This window comes from Candidatus Nitrosocosmicus sp. R, assembly GCF_054408505.1.
Window position 1 is genome coordinate 2,802,131 of sequence record NZ_CP167090.1, and the last position, 21,979, is coordinate 2,824,109.

The following is a 21,979-nucleotide window of genomic DNA, read 5'->3' on the forward strand; positions in this document are numbered from 1 at the left end:
AAATAAAGTCAAGAATTATTTATTCACAACTCAGAGACTAGTGACACTAATAACCAACGATTGTACGTTGTATTTTTAAGATAATTTATTTTTTAATAAATACTTGTGAATCAAAGACCCGTATTGGATAGCTTTCTTAGGATGCATGGCTGCTTCTTTTGGAACACCTATTCTCATTGCAACCTCTCGCAAAATATGCTTTCTTAACAAATCATCTTGGCCCTTTATTTTATATTCCAAAGGGATAGTTTTTGCATATTCAATAAATGCTCTTGATAGAAATGGTTGGTATGATCTAATATTCAGTTCTGCTATCACATTGGAAATTTCTCTCATCATGTGATCTTCATTGGCTAATTTTTCTTCCATGTAAGTGGTTACTGAGTCTTCACCATTTTGATAGTATGATCTGTATCGATCATAGCCACAAAATAACTCATCAAAACCATTGGCGGTAAGGAAAGAATCTCCTAATTCATGATGTTTTATGATCTTACTAATCTGATAAAAAGCAATACAGTTTTCAATGTGTGAAAGAATGTTACAAGATATTTTTGATTTTACAGACTTAATGTCATCTAGGATGTCTCCCTCCTTAATTTCATAAGCTATATGATTCATAGACAAAGAGAGAGAATTGGAAATAGATTTAGAAAATACAAGGTCATGGGAATTGGCAAAACCAATTGTTACTAGGTAGACTTGTTTATCCAGATCTTTACAAATTTTTGCCAATAAAGAACTATCAACCCCTCCAGAAAATGCAATTACAATCTTATCAGAATTTTTTATGAACTTTTCTACCGTAGAATACAAATATTTGGTTAATTCGTCGGATATCAGCACTTTTACGTTTGGGTTACCTTTGAATATATTTGTAATAATTATAATAGAGAGAAAATAAATAAAAATAGATTTGGATAAAGATCTGAAATACATAGGTCAAAGCAAAAACTTAATCAAGAATAGAACAGGCTATTCAATCTCAAAACTATTGGACTTTCTAGAAATACGATATAATTACGATAATGTTTTAAATGATTCAAAATTAAGTATAGATTTTAAAATTGGAGATAAGTTCATTAAAATAATTGAAAACGATACCGACATGAATGAATTCAAAATCATTCAAGAGAAATTCCCATTTGTAGATATGATTGCGATAGGAAGATCATCTTACCTAGGCAAAATAAATGAGATGCAGAACATCTTCCTGTTTGACAAAGAAAGTAAACAAGTTGGTTCCATATTTATCGAAGACCCATCATTATCCTTTGATTATGCTCACATTTTACCGCTGGTCGAAAAGTGTTCAATAATTCACGGTCATACATCTACTGTCATGGTAGAAATCATCGGGGAAATGAAGAATAACCTAGTGATCGACTTCTCAGAGGCTAAAAAATTAATAAAAGAAGCTTTATATCAAATCGATCATAAATTTTTTATTAATAGAAAATATCTAAAGAAGGAAGATAAAGATCACTTTTTTATTGAATTTGATGGTCCAAAAGGATATTTTGATTTAAAAGTTCCAAAATATACAACTTATCTTTTAGAAGGCGAGGCGACTGTGGAAAATCTTTCCACAGAAATAATAAGAATGCTAGCAGATAAAATGCCTCAGAATGTGCAAGCACTTGGTGTATATATATACGAGGGAGTCAATAAAGGCGCTCATATTCTTTCTTATATTCGGTAAACCTAATATTGAATAAAATTCTGACACTTTCATTTCAATAGAACTATATTCTAAAATTATTCAAGATTCAAACTACGTCTAAAATTCTATTTAGAAGGGTACAGAACTTTCATTAAGACATCTAGGAAGGTTAATAACTAATTAATAAATGAGTATTACAAATTAAAGATTGAGTTCAAAGATTACAGAAAAGATATGGTCGCCAGATATTGAGAGAAAGATCATAGAAGAATGGAAAGCTAATAATGTTTATGACAACGTTGAAACTAATCAGAGTAAAGATGAATATTTTGTAATAGATACACCCCCTCCCTATCCATCAGGAAGACCGTGGCATATTGGTGCAGCTGCTCACTATTCGCAAATTGATATGATATCAAGAGTTGCCCGCTTAAAGGGCTTTAAAGTTATTTTTCCGATTGGCGTGGATCGTAATGGCATTCCTGTGGAAATTCATACAGAAAAAAAATACAAGATCAGAATGAGAAATACAGAAAGGAAAGAATTTTTGAAGTTATGTAAGCTAACTCTTGACGATACTGAAAGTGAATTTATAGAAATTCTCCAAAGCCTGGGTTTAAGTGCGAATTTTAAACAGAAATACCAGACTGATTCTCCGGATTTCAGAGCTTTTACTCAATCAACATTCATTGAAATGTGGAACAAGGGATTAGTATATCTTGGAAATAGACCAAACAACTACTGCATTGATTGTGGTACCACAATAGCAGATGCAGAAATCATATATGAAGATATTGAGACGAAATTAGTTTACATAAAATTTTTCTTAGAGAATAGTAATGAATTCATCGTTATTGCCACTACCAGACCAGAACTCCTATTTGCATGTCAAGTGGTAATTGTGAATCCAGATGATGAGAGATATATAGAAATGCAAGAAAAGACTTTGAGAATTCCGATCTTTAATAGAGAAGTGAAAGTAAGACCACATCACTCTGCTAACAAAGACTTTGGATCTGGAGCAGTTATGATTTGTAGTTATGGTGACCTAAAGGATGTTCAATTATTCAGAGAATTGGGTCTGATGGAAATTAGATCTATCGATATGAATGGAAAAACAACAGAATTTGCAGGGATGTTTTCCAATTTACGTATAAAGGAAGCAAGAAGTAAAATAATAGACGAGCTAGAAAAGCAAGGATTAGTAGAAAAAATTGAAATTATTTCCCATAGAACTCCCCTTTGTGAAAGAAGTAAAACCCAGATTGAAATTATTTCTTTGGAAGATTATTATCTAAAACAAGTTGATTTTAAGTCGAATTTGTTAGAACAATCCAAAGATATAAGATTTTATCCAGAAATGCATAGACAAATCCTATTAAATTGGATAAATTCAATTGCCATAGACTGGCCTATCTCGAGAAGAAGATTTTATGGAACTGAAATTCCGATATGGTATTGTACAAAATGTAAAAAACCAAACCTTCCTGAACCTGGAAAATATTATAGACCCTGGGATGAAACCCCACCATTTGATAGATGCATATCGTGTAATAATGACAAGTTTGAAGGAGAGAAGAAGATTTTTGACACATGGATGGATTCGAGCATAACCCCTCTTTATATTACGAAATTTTACAAAAATAGAGAAACTTTCAATAAAATTTACCCTGTCTCCATTAGACCTCAAGGAAAAGACATTGTAAGAACGTGGCTTTACTATACTCTTTTAAGATGCTTGTACCTTACGAACCAAATTCCATGGCAGAGTGCGTGGATAATGGGGTATGGAGTTGATGAAAAAGGGGAGAAAATGAGTAAAAGTAAAGGAAACGTAATTGACCCTCTCCCTATAATTAAAAAATATGGTGCCGATGCTTTTAGGTTTTGGTCTGCAAGTGAGACAAATGTTGGGTATGATTTTAGATGCTCTGAGCAAAAAATCCAAAGTGCACAAAAATTCTTATCAAAATTGTGGAATATTGGAAGATTCATCTCTAATTTTGAGACAATTGATGAAAACAATAAACCTCAAGAGCTAAAAACGACTGATAAATGGATTTTATCAGAACTTGCAAGCATGACCAAAAAATGTCTTGAAGGTTATGAAGAATTGAATTTTTTTATCCCCGCTAATGCATTGAGAGAATTTACATGGAATATTTTTGCCGCCCATTATATTGAAATGATAAAAAGTAGAGCATACAACGATGAATCAGAAGAAGAAAGGAAATCAGCTCTATATACAATTCATAAATGTTTTAGAACCATATTACTTTTGTTAGAACCGATTTCTCCATTCATTACATACGAGCTGTGGAAGAAAATCTATGAGGACGGAGAGATGGTTTCAGAGCAAAAAAAAATTCCCTCTGTGGAGAAAGAATATGATGCATTTATTTCATCCACACAACACATTATCAAATTCAATTCAGAAATATGGAATAAGAAAAAGGAAACCATTTCTAGTGTTACAAATAAGCCGCTTTCCTTAAAAGACCCTATAAAAACACAGATACCCAGCGAACTAGAGTTATTTAAGGATGATTTGATAATGATGCACAATATTATAGTAGAGTAAGAAATTTCTAAAAAAGAAGGTAAATAGGCTATTGAGTGTTAAGCCTTATTTCCACTAACTATATCCAGAATATCTTCTGCCAAATCAATTACGTTTTGAGACTCTAGGTTAGGCTCTAAAGTAATCAACAACATTTTCTTGTCTAAATAAAACGTTAGCAATGATAACTTCTCACGTTCTACATATACAAAACGAGCTCTACCCATAGTATCGTCAAACCTTTCTCTCATAGACTTTCTAAGGGCAGTATGAGTCAAATACAATTCTTCGCTTGGTTGATCAACAATAGAATCAATTCCGTGACGCATTCCACCAACTATCAAAGAGCCGGTTTCATCTATTAATCCAGCATAGCGGATACCCTCATTTAGCTCAAAAATAGTATCAATTATTTTTTGGTAGTCCATAAATAAATAGAATAGTCACTATTTATTGAATGTTAAGATTATCTTCATGTTTATTTCAATATAATCCAAAAAACATTTTTATTCGAATGTATAGAAATAGTAAAAACTTTGTAATTATGAAGATCTTATTATAAGTAAATCTTCTTAATCGTATTAACCTATAACGTATAAACGACATAACTTTTTAATAATTTTTTTGTTAATTAACATATGAGGAACAAAAGTATAGAAGAAAGGTATAGAAGAGAAACAGAGGCAAGAAAAGAAGCACTAATTTGCAGCTATTTCCCTCACACTAAGGTTCTTTATATCGACGTTTGAAGTTCCGTCCCATCGGAATGTAGCTGCCGGACCTCCCCATGAAATCAATTCATCTGGACTTCCCCCACATCTATCACCGTCTTCACCGAATCCGCCGCTATCCGTATAACCAAACACTTTCTTCCATTGACCATTATTGTTTTCGTCGACCCAGTTTTCGAGTTTTACAGCAGGCTCACCATTTACGACAGTGTTATACATGATAGCTTTGTACCCTATCCATTTATCTTCGATAGAATCTATGTTTTTCTGGGCAGGTGTAAATGAGTAACCTCCTGAATGCCATTGTTCTTTAGCAAAACGAGAACGTCCATCTTTGAACAAGCCTCCTTTGTAAGCGGTTCCTTCACAGGGTTCATCCGAGTTATGATGACCACCACGAGAATACCATGTTAAATCAAAGTCAGAATCCGAAGCCGAATTTATCTTAACATATCCGGTCATTTCTATATTCCTCCAATCTTTTATGTCTTGCATGTATCCCTGGGCTGACAGTTCTTTTTGATCATATGTTTTAATAGCATCTTGGTGATATCCGGAATTAGTCATTACATTCATCCTAACCTTATCAGATGTTACCTTATATGATCCATCAGCATTTTTCTTCAAGGTCAGTTTGGGATCAAACCTATTGTCAGAAGACGGGTTATTCATATTCATGAACCATTTTTCACCGTTTGGTTTGTCAGGATAAATTTTTTTTATGCCAAACACATCTGTTTGGTTACCTGTGCCGGGGTCTGTTTGGTTACCTGTACCTGGGTCTGTACCTGGGTCTGGACCTGGGTCTGGACCGGGACCGGGACCGGGATCAGTTGATGAAGGTTTAGAGAATGCTCGGATCTCAGAAATAGAAGCCCAATCATTTTCTGTATTACCATTTACAGTAACTCGAATGTACTTTGCTGTCAAATTAGAGTCTTGAATCAAATAACGTTCATGTGAGTTGGTTTGCCCACTGCTTTTGCCTTCAAATAGAGGAGTAAAGGTAGTACCATCCTGAGAGGTGGACAAGATGAAATTGTTTATCCTTACATCACCTCGATGCCATGCAATATCTACAGCACAAAGTATATCGTTTTTCTCAAGCTCAGTTTGAATATAAGAGCCTGACCCGTAGTTTGACCATCGAGTGTTAAAGTTATTGTCAAGTACGTTTTGGGGTCTGTTACCATCATCACCACTGGCACCTATTCTAGTAACTTTATCTTGAATACATCCTGCAGGCAATTGACCTGGGTTGGTGTCTGGACCGGGACCGGGACCGGGACCGGGACCGGGACCGGGACCGGGATCAGTTGATGAAGGTTTAGAGAATGCTCGGATCTCAGAAATAGAAGCCCAATCATTTTCTGTATTACCATTTACAGTAACTCGAACGTACTTAGCATGCAAGTTGGGATCATTAACTACATATGGTTCATATGAATTAGTATCACCGCTGGACCTGCCAGAAAAGAGAGGAGTAAAGGTAGTACCATCCTCAGAGGTTGAAATCATAAAGTTGTTTATCCTTACATCACCTCGATGCCATGCAATATCTACAGCACAAAGTATATCGTTTTTCTCAAGCTCGATTTGAATATATGAGCCTGACCCGTAGTTTGACCATCGAGTGTTAAAGTTATTGTCAAGTACGTTTTGGGGTACAGTATTACCATCATAACCACTGGCACCTATTCTAGTAACTTTATCTTGAATACATCCTGCAGGCAATTGTTGAGCAGGACTAGGAGCTGGTGCGGGAGCTGGTGCGGGAGCTGGTGCGGGAGCTGGTGCGGGAGCTGGTGCGGGAGCTGGTGCGGGGGCAGGAGATGGTTCAGGATAGGGGTTTGGCCAAGGCCAAGAATTTCCACCGCTTCCCGGTGAAGGCATTCCGTCTAGATACCCACCTATTATATCATTGATGTTCACACTAGCATATGCATTGACTACAAGGTTGGATAATCCAGGTGTAGAAAGAATTAAAGTTAACGCTAGAAAAACATATAAAAAGTTATTATATTTTTTCATTTATACACTTACCTCCATTTAAAATTGTATTTCTTTGTAAATTCAAATCAATTTCGATAAGTAATAGTGCAGTATTTATGCTCATTCTAAGAAATTAAGAGGATGTCATATTTATGAGACGCTTGTTTTTGTTATCAAAGAAAAATAAAGTAATTAGTTATGAAAGCATGATGATCAAAAATTCTTATTTAAATTATACCATCATTATTTTACTACTTTTTAAGACATAAGAAGAGAATGTTATATAAAATTATATGAATTTTTATTACAAATTAAAACATATTTCATAAATATTAACAACCGTAATATAAATTAGAATTGTTTCAATATATTAAGATTAAAAATGTAGCAATCATAAGTGTATTTATTGTCTTTATTATTAGTTCTTCGACATCGTTTGGTTTAAATAATAAGATTTTTGCTGCCCCCATTGACCTGCCTAAAGTCAGTCTGAACCATAATGGAGGCATAACCGATCTCAGCCCAACATTAACTGTGAAAGATAAAATAACGACCAAAGTCGGTCAACCAGAGGACACGGAGACTATTGAATATAAATCGTTAATATATGCTATAAACAGGGGAGATCAGATATCGTTTAACTTTGAAGAGGAGCCCTCTCAAGTTGATGCTTTTCTGATAGATTACGAAACAGATTATAGCACTTTGTGGGCCTTAGAAAAAACGCCAACCGGAGAGTATATTGCAAATACTCCCTCACCTGGTCTTTACAATCTCGATGTACATGCTATATATCCAGACGGCGAATACGTATCATACTCTAAGTTACTCAACGTTGTAGATAATAATCTCAATCTTCTAAGTCTAACTCCTCAAAATAATCAATGTGGTAACGAGGTAACACTTGATAAGTTAACTGCAAGTGGCAATCCAGCTACAAGCATTTTGAATCAAGTAATTAATCAGCCATTAATTAAAGAGCTGTCATTTGGGATTATCGATGAATTGAACGTCCAATTAAATGATGTTAAAAACATTTGTGGAATTCAATTAGGGCTTAAAAATTCACAAAATAATATCAATTTCTTTGCAGTACAAAGTTCAACAGACGGATCACAATATTCTGATCCAATAGTTTTTGCAAACACAGGATTCAGCGGTGAGTTACCAGAAATGTACATATACCCATCTTCAGTTGAAGCCAAATACTTAAAATTAATTCCTCTTGGAGGTACATTGGAAAAAGGCTTAGGAATTACTGACTTTAAGTTATTTGGTCAGTAATGCCTAAGGCAATGGTTTAAAACATAAAAAATAATAAGCTTATTTTGAATTTTTATGTTTGAATTTGAACAATAAAATCAATTTCTACTGGAGAATTTAACGGTAAACTATTTACTCCTACAGCTACTCTGGAGTGCCGGCCTAGATCTCCAAATATCTCAATAAGGAAATCTGAAGCTCCGTTAATGACTTTTGGATGATCCGTGAAAGCATCATCACAATTAACGTAACCTGTTATTTTGACTATTCTTTTTACTTTATCCAAGTCACCAATAAGGCTCTTAATAATAGAGAAGGCGTTTAAACAACAAATTTTACAAGATAGTTGAGCATTCTCGATTGAAACTTGTTTGCCCACTTTACCTCTAAATTTCAGGTCATTTGATGAAGAAGTTATGTCAATTGGAAGTTGACCTGAAATAAAAAGTAGATCGTTGACGTTTACTATCGGGACGTATGAACCTAATGCTTTTGGTTTTCCAATTGGAATAACAAGATTCAAAGACTCTATTTTTTTTTCTGGTGTCATGTTTGAATATTCCATAATTAGAATTAAAAGGTTAACTTTTGTATTCAGTAACCTTTTTAATATCTTTGACTTTTGTTGTAATTATGTCAAAGGAGGGTGACCTTCCAAAACTTCCAATCAAAAACAGGAAAATAGGTACTATAGGTATCTCTGTTATTGTGATAGGTTTATCATTGTTATTTATATACATATTGTGGGCATCCTTTGGGTATATTGGACCTTCGTTCTCATCCGATGTTTTAAATTTGCAACAATCAACTTTAAGAGCTCTATATCACTTACCAGAAGAACCAGTAATTACAAATCCTACAGTACTACAAATCCCACCCTCACTTCGCCAGTTTTTGACAGACAATGCAACCAGTGGTTCAACCAATGCAACTAGTGGTTCAACCAATGCAACTAGTGGTTCAACCAATGCAACTAGTGGTTCAACCAATGCAACTAGTGGTTCAACCAATGCAACTAGTGGTTCAACCAATGCAACTAGTGGTTCAACCAATGCAACTAGTGGTTCAACCAATGCAACTAGTGGTTCAACCAATGCAACTAGTCAAGCTTCAAATAATGCTCAAGTATCAATAGTTCCAGGAGCATCCACTTTGACTGATACGGCATTCAGTCCAAATTCTATCGAAGTCACTGTTGGTCAAACTGTAGTGTGGACAAACGATGATTCCGCATTCCATACAGTAACATCTGGAACTGCTGGTGCAACAGACGCTGGTAAGGAATTTGATTCGGGTCTAACTGGTCCAACAGCACTAACTAGTAAGGGGAAAACCTTTGAGCATACGTTCGATAGAATTGGTGATTATCCTTATTTTTGTACCTTACATCCAGCAATGGTTGGCACTGTGATAGTGAAGTAAAAAACAAAAAGGCATTTTAATTTGTCTGTCTTCGTTGATGAAATTAAAGACGTAGACGTATCCATTAGATTTGTTTAGTGTTCATAGTGGGTTTAAATAATCATCTTTACTCCAAATGCAGATAAAGAACAACAAAGATAATAGCCACCGGAACAGAGACCTCAACATGAAATTGAAAAGGAGCAAAAGAAAAGAACATAGTTGAACACAAAATTCTAGTCTTATGTTTCCCGCTAATCTGTGGCTAAAGATTTACCCATTTTGTCTAATTGAGATATTTTCAGAAGTGTATAAAAAAAGGGATGATCAGTACATAATAAATATAATCATGCATCTTCAGAGACATGGATAATCGTTTTGACAATGCAAAACCCAATTCGTTGATCAAAGAAAATAGTCCCTATCTATTACAACACGCTTATAATCCAGTTAACTGGTTGGCATGGAATGACGATTCCATCAATTTGGCAAAAAAAGAGGACAAACCGATCTTTCTCAGCATAGGATACAGTTCATGTCATTGGTGTCATGTAATGGCACACGAGTCATTTGAAGATACCGAAGTTGCAAAAACCATGAATGAAAAATTCATTAATATAAAGGTCGATAGAGAGGAAAGACCAGATATAGATGACATATATCAAAGAGCATGTCAACTAGTAAATGGTAATGGGGGTTGGCCATTATCGGTATTTTTGACTCCTGACCTCAAGCCATTTTATGTCGGTACATATTTTCCAAAGGATAGCAGATATGGTATGCCCGGTTTTACCGAGATTTTGAATCAACTTTCTCAGGCCTATACCCATAAGAAAAGCGACATAAATAAGACCACCTCAGAATTTGTAGGAGCGCTGATAAACACATCAAAAGATATTTTGATCAACAAAACTGTAGAAATTGACAAGACAGTTCTAGACGAATCTGCATTAAATTTATTGCAAATGGCAGACTTTATTCATGGAGGTTTTGGAATCGCCCCTAAATTTCCTAATGTATCTAACTTATTATTTTTGCTTCGTTACTATGATATATCAAATATTGAAAAATTCCAAGACTTTGTAACTTTAACAAGTGAAAAAATGATCTTCGGAGGGATACACGATCATCTGGGAGGCGGGTTCTCGAGATATTCGACCGATCAAAAATGGTTAGTACCCCATTTTGAAAAAATGTTGTATGATAATGCATTATTGGTTATTTTGTTTTCTGAATTGTATCAAATCACCAAGGAAAAAATATTTAGAGATACTGTTGAGAAAACTTTGGATTACATTTTACGGGTGCTTACAAATAAGGAAGGAATTTTCTTTTCAGCTGAAGATGCAGATTCTGACGGAGAAGAGGGAAAATTTTATGTATGGTCTAAAAGAGAGGTCACCTCAATCATTCAAAACCCTTTACACCAAAATATCTTCTGCGAATACTTTGATATAACAGAAGTAGGGAATTTTGAAGGGAATAACATACTAAATATCAAAACCTCCGACGAACATCTAGCAAGAAAGTATGGACTAGATGTGAAAGAGGTTAAAAACATCATAGCTGTAAATTCTACAAAGCTTTTTGATATCAGGGAGAAAAGGATAAAGCCTCAAAAAGATGATAAAACAATTTTATCATGGAATGCGCTATCCATATCTGCTTTTATCAAAGGTTATAAGATAACGGGTAAAGAAGAATATATAAGAACTGCTCTAACCGCAGTGGACGTCATCGAAACAAAGTTAAAATCCAAGGAAGGCTATTTATATAGAATTTATAAACAAGATAAGGCCAAAATACTTGCTTATTTGGATGATTATGCTTTTTACATAAATTCTCTTTTGGATCTACTTGAGGTAAAGACAGATCCAAGGTTCATCGAACTAGCATCTTATTATACAGATGTTTTGATAAAGCATTTTTGGGACGAACAAGAAAATAATTTCTATTACTCTTCCGACCTGCATGAATCGATTCTCACCAGAACCAAAGTCTTGTATGATTTGGCTTTACCAAGTGGAAATTCGGTTTCAATATCAAATTTGATCCGTCTTTATCACATAACAGGGAAAAACAATTATTTAGAGATGGCTGAGAAAATGATGAAAGGATCCATATCATCCGCACTGGATAATCCATTTGGTTTTGGCTGGTTATTATCATCGACATACCTATATGTTAAGAAACCAACCGAAATTACAATTTTTTCAAAAGATGATAAATCGGATATGATTGATAAAATGAATAAGTTGTATATTCCAAATGGTATTTTTTCTATTTTACACGAGGACAGCCTGTCAGAAACGCTAGATCAGTACAATTTATTCAAAAATAAGACATTAATTAAAGAAAAACCTGCTAGCGATTTTGCAATAATATGCAAAGACTTTACTTGTTCGCCTCCATTGACAGATTTGAAAAAAATAATGGATATTTTGTCTTCAAATACATCAAAGGAAAGAATTAAATAATTTTTTTTATGATTGTATCACAGTGTCAATTCTTCCGCAATTCAGATTTTTTTTTGTCATTGGATTAATTATTTTGGGTATGGGATCAGTTTCTAATATGGATGTTTTTGGTCAAATGGAACAAACATCCAATAATTTTGATAAGGCGAAGTCATCTAGTGATGAGGCGATTTCTTTAATTGATTCTTTGAAAGGATCATCATTACTTGACTCGGTAGTTGAAGGTATGCAAAATTTTTCTTTCCCGATAGCAAACCAATCAGATAATAACGATAATGACAATTACACTGAGATCTCGCAAACATTAGACAATGCCTTAAATTATCTTGGACCGAATAATACTACATCAAATATTACAACTGGTTCTCCGGATAAAAATAATATTACCATTTTATATAACAGTAACAATCTAACCAATGATGATATTACTAGCAATAATAACGGTAATAATAACATAGAAAACATGCAATCTATGATGATACTGCCCTATCCTATGACGATTTCTTCAAAGGATTACATTCCGCTATATAGTTCAATGCCATTGAAAATTTTGAATGGAAACATTCTCGCAAAACTTCCGTGTAATTCAACTAATCCATTATTGCAAATCGTAGGTACATCTGCCGATAATAATGTGTTTCCCATTCAGATGAATCTAGTTTCTAACTTTTCAAAATTAGGGAGTATGTGTATGTACCAATCACTAATTCCCAATGATTTATCCAATCTTTTATATTCACATACGATAACCAATATTTATTTATACAATCCGCTTAACTTCTCACTCGAAGTCCCAACAACAACTTCCATTTTTATTGGAATACATAAATTGACAGAGTGATCATTTTTTAGATCGAATACATTATTCCACCAGAGACTATAGGAATAGATTCTAAGTTCGACAGATCTTTTATACGTGCGATAATGGCATTGAACCAAAGACTATCGATGCCTTGACTCCAAATTGTTATTTTTTTATAGTCCCTTTCTTTCCCTTGATGAAAAAAACCTTTGCAATCTTCGACTGTCATGTTATTATATTTTTGACTAATTTCTTCAATAGCTAAATTTGCTTCTGATGGCAAATACAATATAGTTAGAGTAGGATATGGAATAGTATCCGCAGAAGTAGATGATGATGATGCATCGTTAGCCATGGTTATATTATGTTTTAGACTTATATGATGATTTCGTTGAAATATTTAAAAGATTTTGAGACGATAAATCATTGAAAATTCATAAAAGGCTATATGTTTATTATTTTAATATAACAACATGAATGCTGATCAATTCACAAAAAGCATACTAGAGTTAGATAATGATATTTTATTCAGTGGAGTTATTGAAAAATCCGGACATTTAAATATTAGCAATCAAAGGGATTCGCTGGACAAACATCTAAAAGGGAGAAATGCGGAACTGATTATTTCTGAATCTGCATATACAATTGATTTAAGGAAGGCGTTCATTAAATCTTTTGGAAGTTTAAACTCTATTTGTTATCAATATAGTTCGCTAAAAATATTGATTATCCCAGTCAAAGAACATGTGTTATTCTTAGTAATCAACAAAAATGTTAAAGCAGATGATTTGACTCAGAAAGTTTACAATATTATTAATTCAACCAAAGAACTGGATTTATACTCTTAGAGGTCCTTTATGATTGAATAAAAAATAACTTGATTTTGTTGTTAGTAATTTATAAAAATTATTCTTTATGGTTCTGATGCTGTGACCAAAAATCTAACAACCTAAAATAAGAGGAAGTTGCTTCTTTAATGGTATGAAGATATGCCTCTCGTAATTGTTCCCATAGCAAAAAATAGTTAAAATTATTTTCCAAAGTTTTATCGACATATCCTTGTTTCCCATCGAGCCTGTTTGAATTCAAGTTATTTGTAACCAAGGAATCATTTTGTGATTTTTGTAGAACGGCCTTTTGTTCTGCTTCTAGTTTGGCCTTTTGTTCTGCTTCTAGTTTGGCCTTTTGTTCTGCTTCTAGTTTGGCCTTTTGTTCTGCTTCTAGTTTGGCCTTTTGTTCTGCTTCTAGTTTGGCCTTTTGTTCTGCTTCTAGTTTGGCCTTTTGTTCTGCTTCTAGTTTGGCCTTTTGTTCTGCTTCTAGTTTGGCCTTTTGTTCTGCTTCTAGTTTGGCCTTTTGTTCTGCTTCTAGTTTGGCCTTTTGTTCTGCTTCTAGTTTGGCCTTTTGTTCTGCTTCTAGTTTGGCCTTTTGTTCTGCTTCTAGTTTGGCCTTTTGTTCTGCTTCTAGTTTGGCCTTTTGTTCTGCTTCTAGTTTGGCCTTTTGTTCTGCTTCTTCTTTATTGGGTGTTACGTAACCTTTTGGAAGTGTCATAGCTGAAGTGACACGAGTGAAGATTAATGTTTTTCTAAGATTCTTAAAATAATTAATTCAAATTAATGCGATTATTGAATCAAAATTTTTTCTTGACTTGTCCTTTTTATAGATGGATAACAGATTTAAGAACTCTACTCTCTTTTTGTCATAATTAACAAATTTTTTTATTTGATCTGAAATGATACCTTTGAAAATTAACCCTTGAAATGCGGATGTAACATTATTAACTTTTCTTATGCAACTAGCACTTTCAAAATCCACTATAGTGCATTTTGAACCACAGTGGGAAATTATTACATGATTATCCAACTTGTTTAGTTGACCATGATCTATGTGTAGTTTGTCAAGTGTGTAACATTGAGTCAAAATATTAATGATGATTTTTCGTATCAACTCTAAGTTCATTTTTGATTTTAAGAACCAATTTCTTGCGGATAAACCTTCTATAAACTCCATTAAGAGAGCATTTCTTGTATAAGAGTAAACCTTGGGTCCCAATTGGTTTCTATTTATACGCTGGTAAAATTCAAATTCATTTTTCATATCAGTTCTACACGAGTCAATTCTCTTAATTTTTAGTGCCATAGTTTTACTATGTATATTTTGAACTTTGAGTACCAGTCCTTCACTTCCTTTCCCCAAAATCCTAATAGCCTTTAGAAGAGTATTGCCTTCCAGAATTACAAATTTCAGATTTAACGATCTAAGTTCACTCAACCTAGAATAATAATCAGAGGTACTAAACCTGGGATAACATAATAAATCAATCAAATTAGCTGATGATAAAATAAATTTGTTAGAATACTCTTGCATCCGTATATAATAATTCAGAAACGGTATTTTTTATATGTTCATCCAAAGAAGGATATTGACCAAGAGTATATATTTTGAAGGATCGAATAAAATCACTCTTCAAGCCTCTAGGGATCCCTATTAGATCAGGCTTATTCGTGAGAACAAATTCCAAATAGTCTTTTGCGTTAGTGAATTCTCTAAAAAGAAGGGACCTAGTTCTGGAATTGTTGTCTAACCATTTTAACGGAGAACCAGCATTAATCTCTATAAATTTTTCTAGGTCATGTATTCTAAATATTTCGGGACCTATTTTAATAGATAATTTAGAAATTGTTAGAGATTCAAATAACAAAGCAATAGCACAAACTTTTTCCTTTTCATGCACTCTACCGTGATATTTCAATACTCTAAAACCATATGATTCGACAAATTTACATATGGACCTGGTCATTTTCTTTAGCTGTCCCCAGATGACATCAGACGGTCTATCACTATATTTGAATTCAATTACCAGAATGAAAGAAGACAATAAATCTTTGAGATTATTGTTTGAGTGAGATACCGGTTCCTCTCGAAAATAATTATTGCCAGGATTTGATAAAAACTTTCTTGAACTCTGGATTAGAGTCGCTACTGAGCGTGATGAAATAGCACTGCCCAAATTTCTATTTTCATCGATTGGATCTAATATTACCAGAAAACTATCAAAAATCCTCTTATACTTTTCCTGTTCATTATCAGGTCTTATGATGTTGATAACAGAGTTATCAGCAGAGTAAGTAGAAAAAAATTGGATAGTAGATAAAAAAGATCCAAATTTCAAAATTAAGACTTCACAAACATATCCACTAAACCCTTCTATAGAAATCTCCGCTCCATAAATTTTTAGAGATTTCAAAAACTTCTTAAGTACTCTCACTTGATTTTTCTTTTCCTGGTTCAAATTATTGATTACATAAGAGGTATGGAACGGAGAACGGTCAGCTGCACTTTTCCAATTCCCGAAGGAAACATTATAGCACGGGACAATGTTAAATTTAACTCCATCAACATAAGATTCCACATAAGGATGATCTGCATATCTAAGATACGGAGAGTACTCCTTTAGAGACTGCATTCCAATTAACTTTCCGTAAGCTTCAAAATGACCATAATCAACATCATTTTTAAATTTGATAAAAATATCGATATCGGCTTCATTTTTAAGCCAGGTTCCTTTAGCAAAAGATCCACCGAATACGATTTCATTTATCATAAAACCAAGTTTATATTCAGAAACACAAGATTCAAGTTTATTCATCACCTTGTTAGCCATAGCATGAAGGGTAATCTCTTCTTCTAATTTAGGAGTACAATCCTTCAATACTCCTTCGATTAATTTATTGATAATAGGATTACTCATTTCTTTTTATGCTCGTGCATCAATGGTAAATAAATCAGAATATATAGGACCATCTGCTGTGAGGATGCTTTGCTTTAATTTAATTTGGTATATTTCATCTGTAAATGGATCAAATTGAAAAACAGGATCAAAAGATACACGACTCTTAAAATGTCGATTTATACGAAAAATTGTAAGATGAGGGACATATACGGATTTTTCTTCACTAAAATCATTTTGTGTTTCCTTCCCGTAGCCGATATCTTTTTCCAGCAATTTTGAAATTGCATCATAAAGGTCATTTAATTTTTTAGAACTTTGATTATCCAGCCCTAACCAGATAACACTAGGATTAGAATTTTTTGGAAAACACCCTATGTTAGTGAATCTAATCTCAAATGGATCAAAATCTAAACTTTTCAAATTGGATATAATTTCTTTTACTTCAAAATTGGTCTTTTCCCCCAAAAACATTATTGTCAAGTGAAGATTATACCTGTTGATGAGTCTAACATGTTGTGGAACAAATTCATATTGTTTCATAATTTGATTCTGAATATTGATTATTTTCTCAACCTTTGGAATATCTATTGCCACAAATATACGCATGAATACAATCAGATGAAGTTCTAACTATATTAATTCTCAATAATCAAAGTAATCAAAAAACAAATATTGATAGAATGTTCAAAGATTAGATTAGAGGTTGTCGGTTCTAGACCAATTCATAATTTGCTTGACGGGAATGCCTGGTGCAGGAAAATCGACGGTTGCTACTTTCCTCAAAAGTAAAGGATTTCATCTAATAACTATGGGAGACATAATAAGGGAAAAAGCGGTTGAAAACAACTTGCCGATGGATGACAAAAGTCTTGGCGAATTGATGAAAAATTTGAGAAAGCATCACGGAAATGAAGTTGTTGCAAGGTTAGTGATGGAGAAGATTAAAGAATTGGAAAATGTTAGTCTTATTGTAGTAGATGGAATTAGAAGTTATGAAGAGTACATGGTATTAAAAAATATAGGTTTTGTAAAGTTATTGGCCATTCATGCATCATCAATTATTAGATATAACCATATAAAATTACGAGACAGGTCTGATATACCATCAAATCATGAAAAGTTTTTACTAAGAGATGAACGTGAGATGAGTGTAGGTATAAGCAAAGCAATAGCTCTGGCGGACGAATCGATTTCAAATAATGATCTATCTTTAATCGAGCTTAAGAATCACGTAGAAGTAATTATTAAGAAGTGGTCAGATGAGTATAACAACCGGAAGCAAAAAACTTTTCTTACCATATAGAACAAAAATGGAACTTGAAAGTATAGAAGTTATTGTTATAACTCCAATTAATTTGACTGAAGACGTACAAAAAGTGGTTTTTGCTGTCAAAAACCTATTACCAGATTCAGAACTAGCAATAAGAAAGAATAATTTGTATACCAAGATGAATAATTTTGATGGTTTGAGAAAAATAAAAGACAAGATAAGGTCGAAAAAAACATTGGCTGTTTTACAGAGAATTCTGTATAACAATTACAATATGCAAAGTACTTGGTTTTTACTAAATAAACAGGCTGCATTTTCTGACGTAGTGGTATTAGTAGAAAGCGAAAATGAATCCCCATTGGGACCCATAAAAATAACTTTGAACGGCTGCGAATTAGAAAGAATTAATGAATGGTTTGAGAAATAGAGGAATAAATAAAACACTCACTCTGCTGAAAGGTCCCAGTAATTAGCATCTTTAAATTCGATTTTGGGTTTTCCAAGAGATTTCCACTCCTTAAATGATTTTGGATATAGCTTCACGTTTGAAATTCCAGCTGTCTTTAAGGCAAAAAAGGCTAATCCTGACAACGTTCCGACGCTTCCACAGTAAGTAATTATCTCATTGTTTAAGTCAATACCCCTATTTTCCATGAATCGTTTAAGTTCGGAAGGATTTCTTAAAATGGAATTTTCCGAGCGCAACATGGTGTATGGAATATTCTTTGAATTAGGAATATGTTCTGTTAAGAAATTCAATCTTTCTCGAGAATCAATTATGATCTTATTTTTATCATTTTGAGCATTTTCTATATATTCAGCATCTGCAAATATGGAATAGTCCATATTAATAGAATGTGAAACTTTAGAATATTTATTAGATTTTCTTTCAATTTCTAAACCTAATTTTTTCCAATTATCATAGGTAACTTCCAATAATGCAACATTTCTGTGCCCAACAAACTTAAATGACCACGCTACCCTTGACGCTAGTGCCCCAAATGTATCATCATAAATGACTACAGAAGTGTCATTTGATATACCAAGGTTATTCATAATATTAATTATAGACTCGGGGTCATCGTTGGATAATAATTCAGCTAATGGTAAAGAAACGGCCGTCTTTATATGACCTTTCAAATATTCGTCCCTTTTTCTGACATCCACAACTCTAACTTTATTTTTTTTTATTAGGGTTCTTAGAGTATCAATATCACATACATGATTCAAAGAAGGTGTTGATGGAGGTTTTGCTTTTACATGTTTATTTACTATCTTTGCCTTTGCCTTTACCTTTACTTTGACATCATTTTTCTTTCGCTTTATGGATTTGCTCAAGCAGCACATTCGCCTCTAGCAGTTTTTGCGACAAAATTGGTATCAGTTCCATAATCTTTGTAAAAATCAGGGGCGGTGGAAAATGCAGGTAACTCAATTATAGGTAAAAGTAGCTTCTTCACATCATCTACATTCTTAATTTCGCCAGATCCATTTCCATTTGAAATTTTGTAAACCCATTCATTTAATTTTTCATTACCTGTCCTTTCTTTCTTGAAATGTTCAAATATTTTGAGAACTACATCCAGCACCTTTTTAGCTGGAACACGCATTATTGCCTTGCCCAGTTCGCCATTCTCGCCAGTACTACCCGCAAAAAGCATTGTATAGATTGGAACCATGGATGTCCCAATCCTAGTAGCACCACCATAGAAACCGATAGTTGCGACCTCATGCTGTCCACAAGAATTAGGACACCCGCTAATTTTGATAGTAGAATCAACAAAGTCTTTATCTAAATCAATATTTAATTCCAAAAATTTACTTTGGATTTCTTTTGCAAGTCTATGAGAATTAGTAATAGCTAGATTACATGATGTAGTTCCGGAACAACCCACAGTAGATACAATTGTATTTGCACCAGGATTTCCTAGTCCATTGCCGGACAGTTTTTGGAAAACCTTTGTTAATTGATCTGCTTTTATATATCGGACGAGAAAGTTTTGCTGAGGAGTCGTTCGGGCCTTTTTTTCTAACGAAAATTCCCGGATACATTCTGCAAAAATCCGTAACTGACTAGAGGTGATATCGCCTGCACCTAAGGTTATATACACACTGTAATAACCAGACTGTTTCTGAGCAACAACATTGGTATTTAACCATCGAGTGTATGGCGTGTCTGCAGAATTGGAATTTATTACTGGTAATCTAATTTTACTCTTTGTAGAGATAGAGGAAATTGAAGTATTATTCAAATCTCCAGTATTCAAAAAACCATCGTATGATTTTCTTGTGGGTATAGAAATTGTTGCTTCAACCAGGATTCGTTCCTTCAATAATAAGCTCTGAAATTTTTCCCATCCGATTTCGCTGACCAAATAACGCATTCTATTTCTTGCAAGATTTTCTCTATTTCCTAGTCGGTCATAAAGTCGAATTGTAGCTATAGAAGTAGATAAAAGCCTAGATTCTGGAGTAAACTCCTCTAATAAATGGCCTATAAACGAGGCAGCGCCTAAACCACCTCCCAAGTAGATCCGGAAGCCCCTTACTCCATCACGGACTGTAGGAACGAGGCCTACGTCGGCTATCCTTACATAACCATGTTCTGAACAACATGAAAAATTAAATTTAAATTTTCTGGGAAGATTCTGACAAATAGGATTTCTTAGAAAAAACCTCGCTATTGCTTTAGCGTAAGGAGTAGTATCAAATGGTTCATTAGGACAAACTCCTGCAAAATGACTGCACATTACATTTCTAATGGTATTACCGCAAGCCTCCCTAGAAGTAAGTCCTACTTCAGCTAAACCGCGAAATACTTCACTTACATCTTCCAATTGCACCCAGTGCAATTGAATATTTTGTCTGGTAGATACATGAGCAGATCCGATTGAGAACGATTCTGATAGACTGGCAATCTTTTCAAGTTGGGTAGGCGTGATATCACCACCTGGAACCTTTATTCTTATCATGCTAAATTCACTATTTAATCTAGAACCATACGCACCGTTTTGAAGTCTAAAACGCCTAAATTCATCTGCATTCAATTTATCTTGACGATATAGCTTTACCTTATTAGCAAAATATTCAGATTCTTCTGCTAAACCCCATTTTTCATTAGTCTCAAGTTCTTTATTTTTCGCTGAAGAAAGAACATCATAATCAATAGATTTTGCCAATGTTAATTATATTGTGTTTAACAAACCTTATATTTTTTATGGAATATGCTTATTTGGCGTATATTGAGCAATTTTCGGAATCATTTACTAATTCAAATTTAGAAAAACTTATAGTTACAATTAGAAAACCTATATTAAGGTGGGGTCGTAGCGAAGCCAGGCATCGCAACGGGCTCCAGATCAAATAATGGGCAATTATTGAAGAAACCCGTGGATCAGGGGTTCAAATAATATAAGTACATATATTAGAACAATTCCCTTCGGCCCCATCTCCCCTCAATCATTCTTGGGTTTACACAATGACAATTAGAGACATTTAATGGATAAGAAGGAACAAAGGGTTGTAACATAATTATCAAAAAGCAGTAATAAATTATTGCACATATATACACATTATGATAAACGGATAGAATCTTGCGGTCCAATTAACAGAGTGAAAAATTTGAGTATTAACCAATATAAACTCTGAAAAGACGAATATTAACACAATTTTGGAAAATTATTTGTTCTTCTTGAAGCTAAAATAACAAGAATGACATCGATCTTTACCATAAATAACGCCAGAGTTACCACATTCAGAGCATTTTTTCTCATTATCAACAGTGGAATCCAAGGATTTTATCTTTTGAATACATTTGTCACATAACGGAGCATCCAAATTATGACTAGATATGAAGACGTCTCCACATTGTGAACACCTGAAACTATAAATTTTTCCTCTAGGTTTCCATTTCCTGAATGGATTAGAGGTGAAAGTATATAGTATTTTTCTAAATGGATTGGCCATAAGGTATATAGTATTTATGCAATCAGACATTTTAGTTTAATGGCATAGGAATTCAAGAAAGGATAATACGACAACCAAAACAGAGAACTATACGCTTCTATATAGTTGTCTATTCCCTATTCGG

21 protein-coding genes and 1 tRNA gene are annotated in these 21,979 nt (G+C 33.7%); 10 read left to right on the forward strand and 12 right to left on the reverse strand.

Annotation, left to right across the window (positions count from 1 at the left end; all coding sequences use genetic code 11):
• Positions 1-75 precede the first annotated feature (75 nt).
• A complete protein-coding gene (locus tag AAGU22_RS14460) occupies positions 76-846 on the reverse strand; it encodes an asparagine synthase C-terminal domain-containing protein (RefSeq protein WP_458719813.1) in 771 nt (256 codons plus the stop codon).
• Positions 847-916: 70 nt separating this feature from the next.
• On the opposite strand from AAGU22_RS14460, the gene AAGU22_RS14465 reads away from it, so the two are divergent.
• Both AAGU22_RS14465 and AAGU22_RS14470 read left to right on the forward strand, forming a co-directional pair.
• A complete protein-coding gene (locus AAGU22_RS14465) occupies positions 917-1,702 on the forward strand; it encodes a 6-pyruvoyl trahydropterin synthase family protein (protein WP_458719814.1) in 786 nt (261 codons plus the stop codon).
• Between the two features lie 169 nt (positions 1,703-1,871).
• On the forward strand, positions 1,872-4,244 hold the full coding sequence (locus AAGU22_RS14470; protein ID WP_458719815.1) for a valine--tRNA ligase: 2,373 nt from the start codon (positions 1,872-1,874) through the stop codon (positions 4,242-4,244).
• Positions 4,245-4,282: 38 nt separating this feature from the next.
• Here the strand turns inward: AAGU22_RS14470 and AAGU22_RS14475 are convergent, their stop codons facing one another.
• Both AAGU22_RS14475 and AAGU22_RS14480 read right to left on the reverse strand, forming a co-directional pair.
• Complete coding sequence (locus tag AAGU22_RS14475; RefSeq protein WP_458719816.1) at positions 4,283-4,651, reverse strand: DUF6659 family protein; 369 nt, start codon at positions 4,649-4,651, stop codon at positions 4,283-4,285.
• 270 nt (positions 4,652-4,921) lie between these two features.
• Positions 4,922-6,985, reverse strand: coding sequence for a discoidin domain-containing protein (locus AAGU22_RS14480; RefSeq protein ID WP_458719817.1), 2,064 nt, complete (start codon positions 6,983-6,985; stop codon positions 4,922-4,924).
• Between the two features lie 318 nt (positions 6,986-7,303).
• Between AAGU22_RS14480 and AAGU22_RS14485 the strand changes: the two genes are divergently transcribed.
• Positions 7,304-8,230, forward strand: coding sequence for a hypothetical protein (locus tag AAGU22_RS14485; RefSeq protein WP_458719818.1), 927 nt, complete (start codon positions 7,304-7,306; stop codon positions 8,228-8,230).
• 52 nt (positions 8,231-8,282) lie between these two features.
• On the opposite strand, the gene AAGU22_RS14490 is transcribed toward AAGU22_RS14485, so the two are convergent.
• Positions 8,283-8,759 (reverse strand): RidA family protein, encoded by a 477-nt coding sequence (locus AAGU22_RS14490; protein ID WP_458719819.1) that lies wholly within the window; start codon positions 8,757-8,759, stop codon positions 8,283-8,285.
• Between the two features lie 83 nt (positions 8,760-8,842).
• Between AAGU22_RS14490 and AAGU22_RS14495 the strand changes: the two genes are divergently transcribed.
• From AAGU22_RS14495 to AAGU22_RS14505, 3 genes are all read left to right on the forward strand, one after another.
• Positions 8,843-9,631, forward strand: a complete 789-nt coding sequence (locus AAGU22_RS14495) for a plastocyanin/azurin family copper-binding protein (RefSeq protein ID WP_458719820.1) — start codon at positions 8,843-8,845, stop codon at positions 9,629-9,631.
• A gap of 344 nt (positions 9,632-9,975) precedes the next feature.
• Positions 9,976-12,087, forward strand: coding sequence for a thioredoxin domain-containing protein (locus AAGU22_RS14500; RefSeq protein ID WP_458719821.1), 2,112 nt, complete (start codon positions 9,976-9,978; stop codon positions 12,085-12,087).
• 79 nt (positions 12,088-12,166) lie between these two features.
• The gene (locus tag AAGU22_RS14505) at positions 12,167-12,928 is read left to right on the forward strand and encodes a hypothetical protein (RefSeq protein WP_458719822.1); all 762 of its coding nucleotides are present in this window, start codon (positions 12,167-12,169) and stop codon (positions 12,926-12,928) included.
• A gap of 7 nt (positions 12,929-12,935) precedes the next feature.
• Here the strand turns inward: AAGU22_RS14505 and AAGU22_RS14510 are convergent, their stop codons facing one another.
• The gene (locus tag AAGU22_RS14510) at positions 12,936-13,244 is read right to left on the reverse strand and encodes a hypothetical protein (RefSeq protein WP_196817289.1); all 309 of its coding nucleotides are present in this window, start codon (positions 13,242-13,244) and stop codon (positions 12,936-12,938) included.
• Between the two features lie 118 nt (positions 13,245-13,362).
• On the opposite strand from AAGU22_RS14510, the gene AAGU22_RS14515 reads away from it, so the two are divergent.
• On the forward strand, positions 13,363-13,737 hold the full coding sequence (locus AAGU22_RS14515) for a hypothetical protein (protein WP_458719823.1): 375 nt from the start codon (positions 13,363-13,365) through the stop codon (positions 13,735-13,737).
• 58 nt (positions 13,738-13,795) lie between these two features.
• Here AAGU22_RS14515 and tolA read toward each other — a convergent pair whose 3' ends face one another.
• The 4 genes from tolA to thpR are packed head-to-tail and all read right to left on the reverse strand — an operon-like array spanning position 13,796 to position 17,225.
• Positions 13,796-14,437 (reverse strand): cell envelope integrity protein TolA, encoded by a 642-nt coding sequence (gene tolA, locus AAGU22_RS14520; RefSeq protein WP_458719824.1) that lies wholly within the window; start codon positions 14,435-14,437, stop codon positions 13,796-13,798.
• A 57-nt stretch (positions 14,438-14,494) separates the two neighbouring features.
• Positions 14,495-15,253, reverse strand: coding sequence for an RIO1 family regulatory kinase/ATPase domain-containing protein (locus AAGU22_RS14525; RefSeq protein WP_458719825.1), 759 nt, complete (start codon positions 15,251-15,253; stop codon positions 14,495-14,497).
• Positions 15,237-16,637, reverse strand: a complete 1,401-nt coding sequence (gene cca, locus AAGU22_RS14530) for a CCA tRNA nucleotidyltransferase (RefSeq protein WP_458719826.1) — start codon at positions 16,635-16,637, stop codon at positions 15,237-15,239. The genes AAGU22_RS14525 and cca overlap by 17 nt, the downstream gene beginning before the upstream one ends.
• 6 nt (positions 16,638-16,643) lie before the next feature.
• Positions 16,644-17,225, reverse strand: coding sequence for an RNA 2',3'-cyclic phosphodiesterase (gene thpR / locus AAGU22_RS14535; RefSeq protein ID WP_458719827.1), 582 nt, complete (start codon positions 17,223-17,225; stop codon positions 16,644-16,646).
• A gap of 97 nt (positions 17,226-17,322) precedes the next feature.
• Between thpR and AAGU22_RS14540 the strand changes: the two genes are divergently transcribed.
• The gene (locus AAGU22_RS14540; protein WP_458719828.1) at positions 17,323-17,922 is read left to right on the forward strand and encodes an AAA family ATPase; all 600 of its coding nucleotides are present in this window, start codon (positions 17,323-17,325) and stop codon (positions 17,920-17,922) included.
• A 7-nt stretch (positions 17,923-17,929) separates the two neighbouring features.
• Positions 17,930-18,316: an RNA-binding domain-containing protein gene (locus AAGU22_RS14545; protein WP_458719829.1), complete on the forward strand. Its 387-nt coding sequence runs from the start codon at positions 17,930-17,932 to the stop codon at positions 18,314-18,316.
• A gap of 17 nt (positions 18,317-18,333) precedes the next feature.
• Here the strand turns inward: AAGU22_RS14545 and AAGU22_RS14550 are convergent, their stop codons facing one another.
• Positions 18,334-19,227, reverse strand: a complete 894-nt coding sequence (locus AAGU22_RS14550) for a sulfurtransferase (RefSeq protein ID WP_458719830.1) — start codon at positions 19,225-19,227, stop codon at positions 18,334-18,336.
• Entirely contained in the window at positions 19,224-20,861 is a 1,638-nt protein-coding gene (locus tag AAGU22_RS14555; RefSeq protein WP_458721795.1) for a nitrite/sulfite reductase, read from the reverse strand. Before AAGU22_RS14555 ends, AAGU22_RS14550 begins: the two co-directional genes overlap by 4 nt.
• Positions 20,862-21,209: 348 nt before the next feature.
• Between AAGU22_RS14555 and AAGU22_RS14560 the strand changes: the two genes are divergently transcribed.
• Positions 21,210-21,337, forward strand: a tRNA-Trp gene (locus tag AAGU22_RS14560).
• A gap of 230 nt (positions 21,338-21,567) precedes the next feature.
• Here the strand turns inward: AAGU22_RS14560 and AAGU22_RS14565 are convergent.
• Entirely contained in the window at positions 21,568-21,885 is a 318-nt protein-coding gene (locus AAGU22_RS14565) for a hypothetical protein (RefSeq protein ID WP_458719831.1), read from the reverse strand.
• Positions 21,886-21,979 lie beyond the last annotated feature (94 nt).

What these genes read in the sequence shown, in the direction of transcription:
- AAGU22_RS14475 (WP_458719816.1), bottom strand. Translation starts at nt 4,651, where the DNA reads ATGGACTACCAAAAAATAATTGATACTATTTTTGAGCTAAATGAGGGT.
- AAGU22_RS14480 (WP_458719817.1), bottom strand. Translation starts at nt 6,985, where the DNA reads ATGAAAAAATATAATAACTTTTTATATGTTTTTCTAGCGTTAACTTTA.
- AAGU22_RS14490 (WP_458719819.1), bottom strand. Translation starts at nt 8,759, where the DNA reads ATGACACCAGAAAAAAAAATAGAGTCTTTGAATCTTGTTATTCCAATT.
- AAGU22_RS14495 (WP_458719820.1), top strand. Translation starts at nt 8,843, where the DNA reads ATGTCAAAGGAGGGTGACCTTCCAAAACTTCCAATCAAAAACAGGAAA.
- AAGU22_RS14500 (WP_458719821.1), top strand. Translation starts at nt 9,976, where the DNA reads ATGGATAATCGTTTTGACAATGCAAAACCCAATTCGTTGATCAAAGAA.
- AAGU22_RS14505 (WP_458719822.1), top strand. Translation starts at nt 12,167, where the DNA reads ATGGGATCAGTTTCTAATATGGATGTTTTTGGTCAAATGGAACAAACA.
- AAGU22_RS14510 (WP_196817289.1), bottom strand. Translation starts at nt 13,244, where the DNA reads ATGGCTAACGATGCATCATCATCATCTACTTCTGCGGATACTATTCCA.
- AAGU22_RS14515 (WP_458719823.1), top strand. Translation starts at nt 13,363, where the DNA reads ATGAATGCTGATCAATTCACAAAAAGCATACTAGAGTTAGATAATGAT.
- tolA (WP_458719824.1), bottom strand. Translation starts at nt 14,437, where the DNA reads ATGACACTTCCAAAAGGTTACGTAACACCCAATAAAGAAGAAGCAGAA.
- AAGU22_RS14525 (WP_458719825.1), bottom strand. Translation starts at nt 15,253, where the DNA reads ATGCAAGAGTATTCTAACAAATTTATTTTATCATCAGCTAATTTGATT.
- cca (WP_458719826.1), bottom strand. Translation starts at nt 16,637, where the DNA reads ATGAGTAATCCTATTATCAATAAATTAATCGAAGGAGTATTGAAGGAT.
- thpR (WP_458719827.1), bottom strand. Translation starts at nt 17,225, where the DNA reads ATGCGTATATTTGTGGCAATAGATATTCCAAAGGTTGAGAAAATAATC.
- AAGU22_RS14545 (WP_458719829.1), top strand. Translation starts at nt 17,930, where the DNA reads ATGGAACTTGAAAGTATAGAAGTTATTGTTATAACTCCAATTAATTTG.
- AAGU22_RS14555 (WP_458721795.1), bottom strand. Translation starts at nt 20,861, where the DNA reads ATGATAAGAATAAAGGTTCCAGGTGGTGATATCACGCCTACCCAACTT.
- AAGU22_RS14565 (WP_458719831.1), bottom strand. Translation starts at nt 21,885, where the DNA reads ATGTCTGATTGCATAAATACTATATACCTTATGGCCAATCCATTTAGA.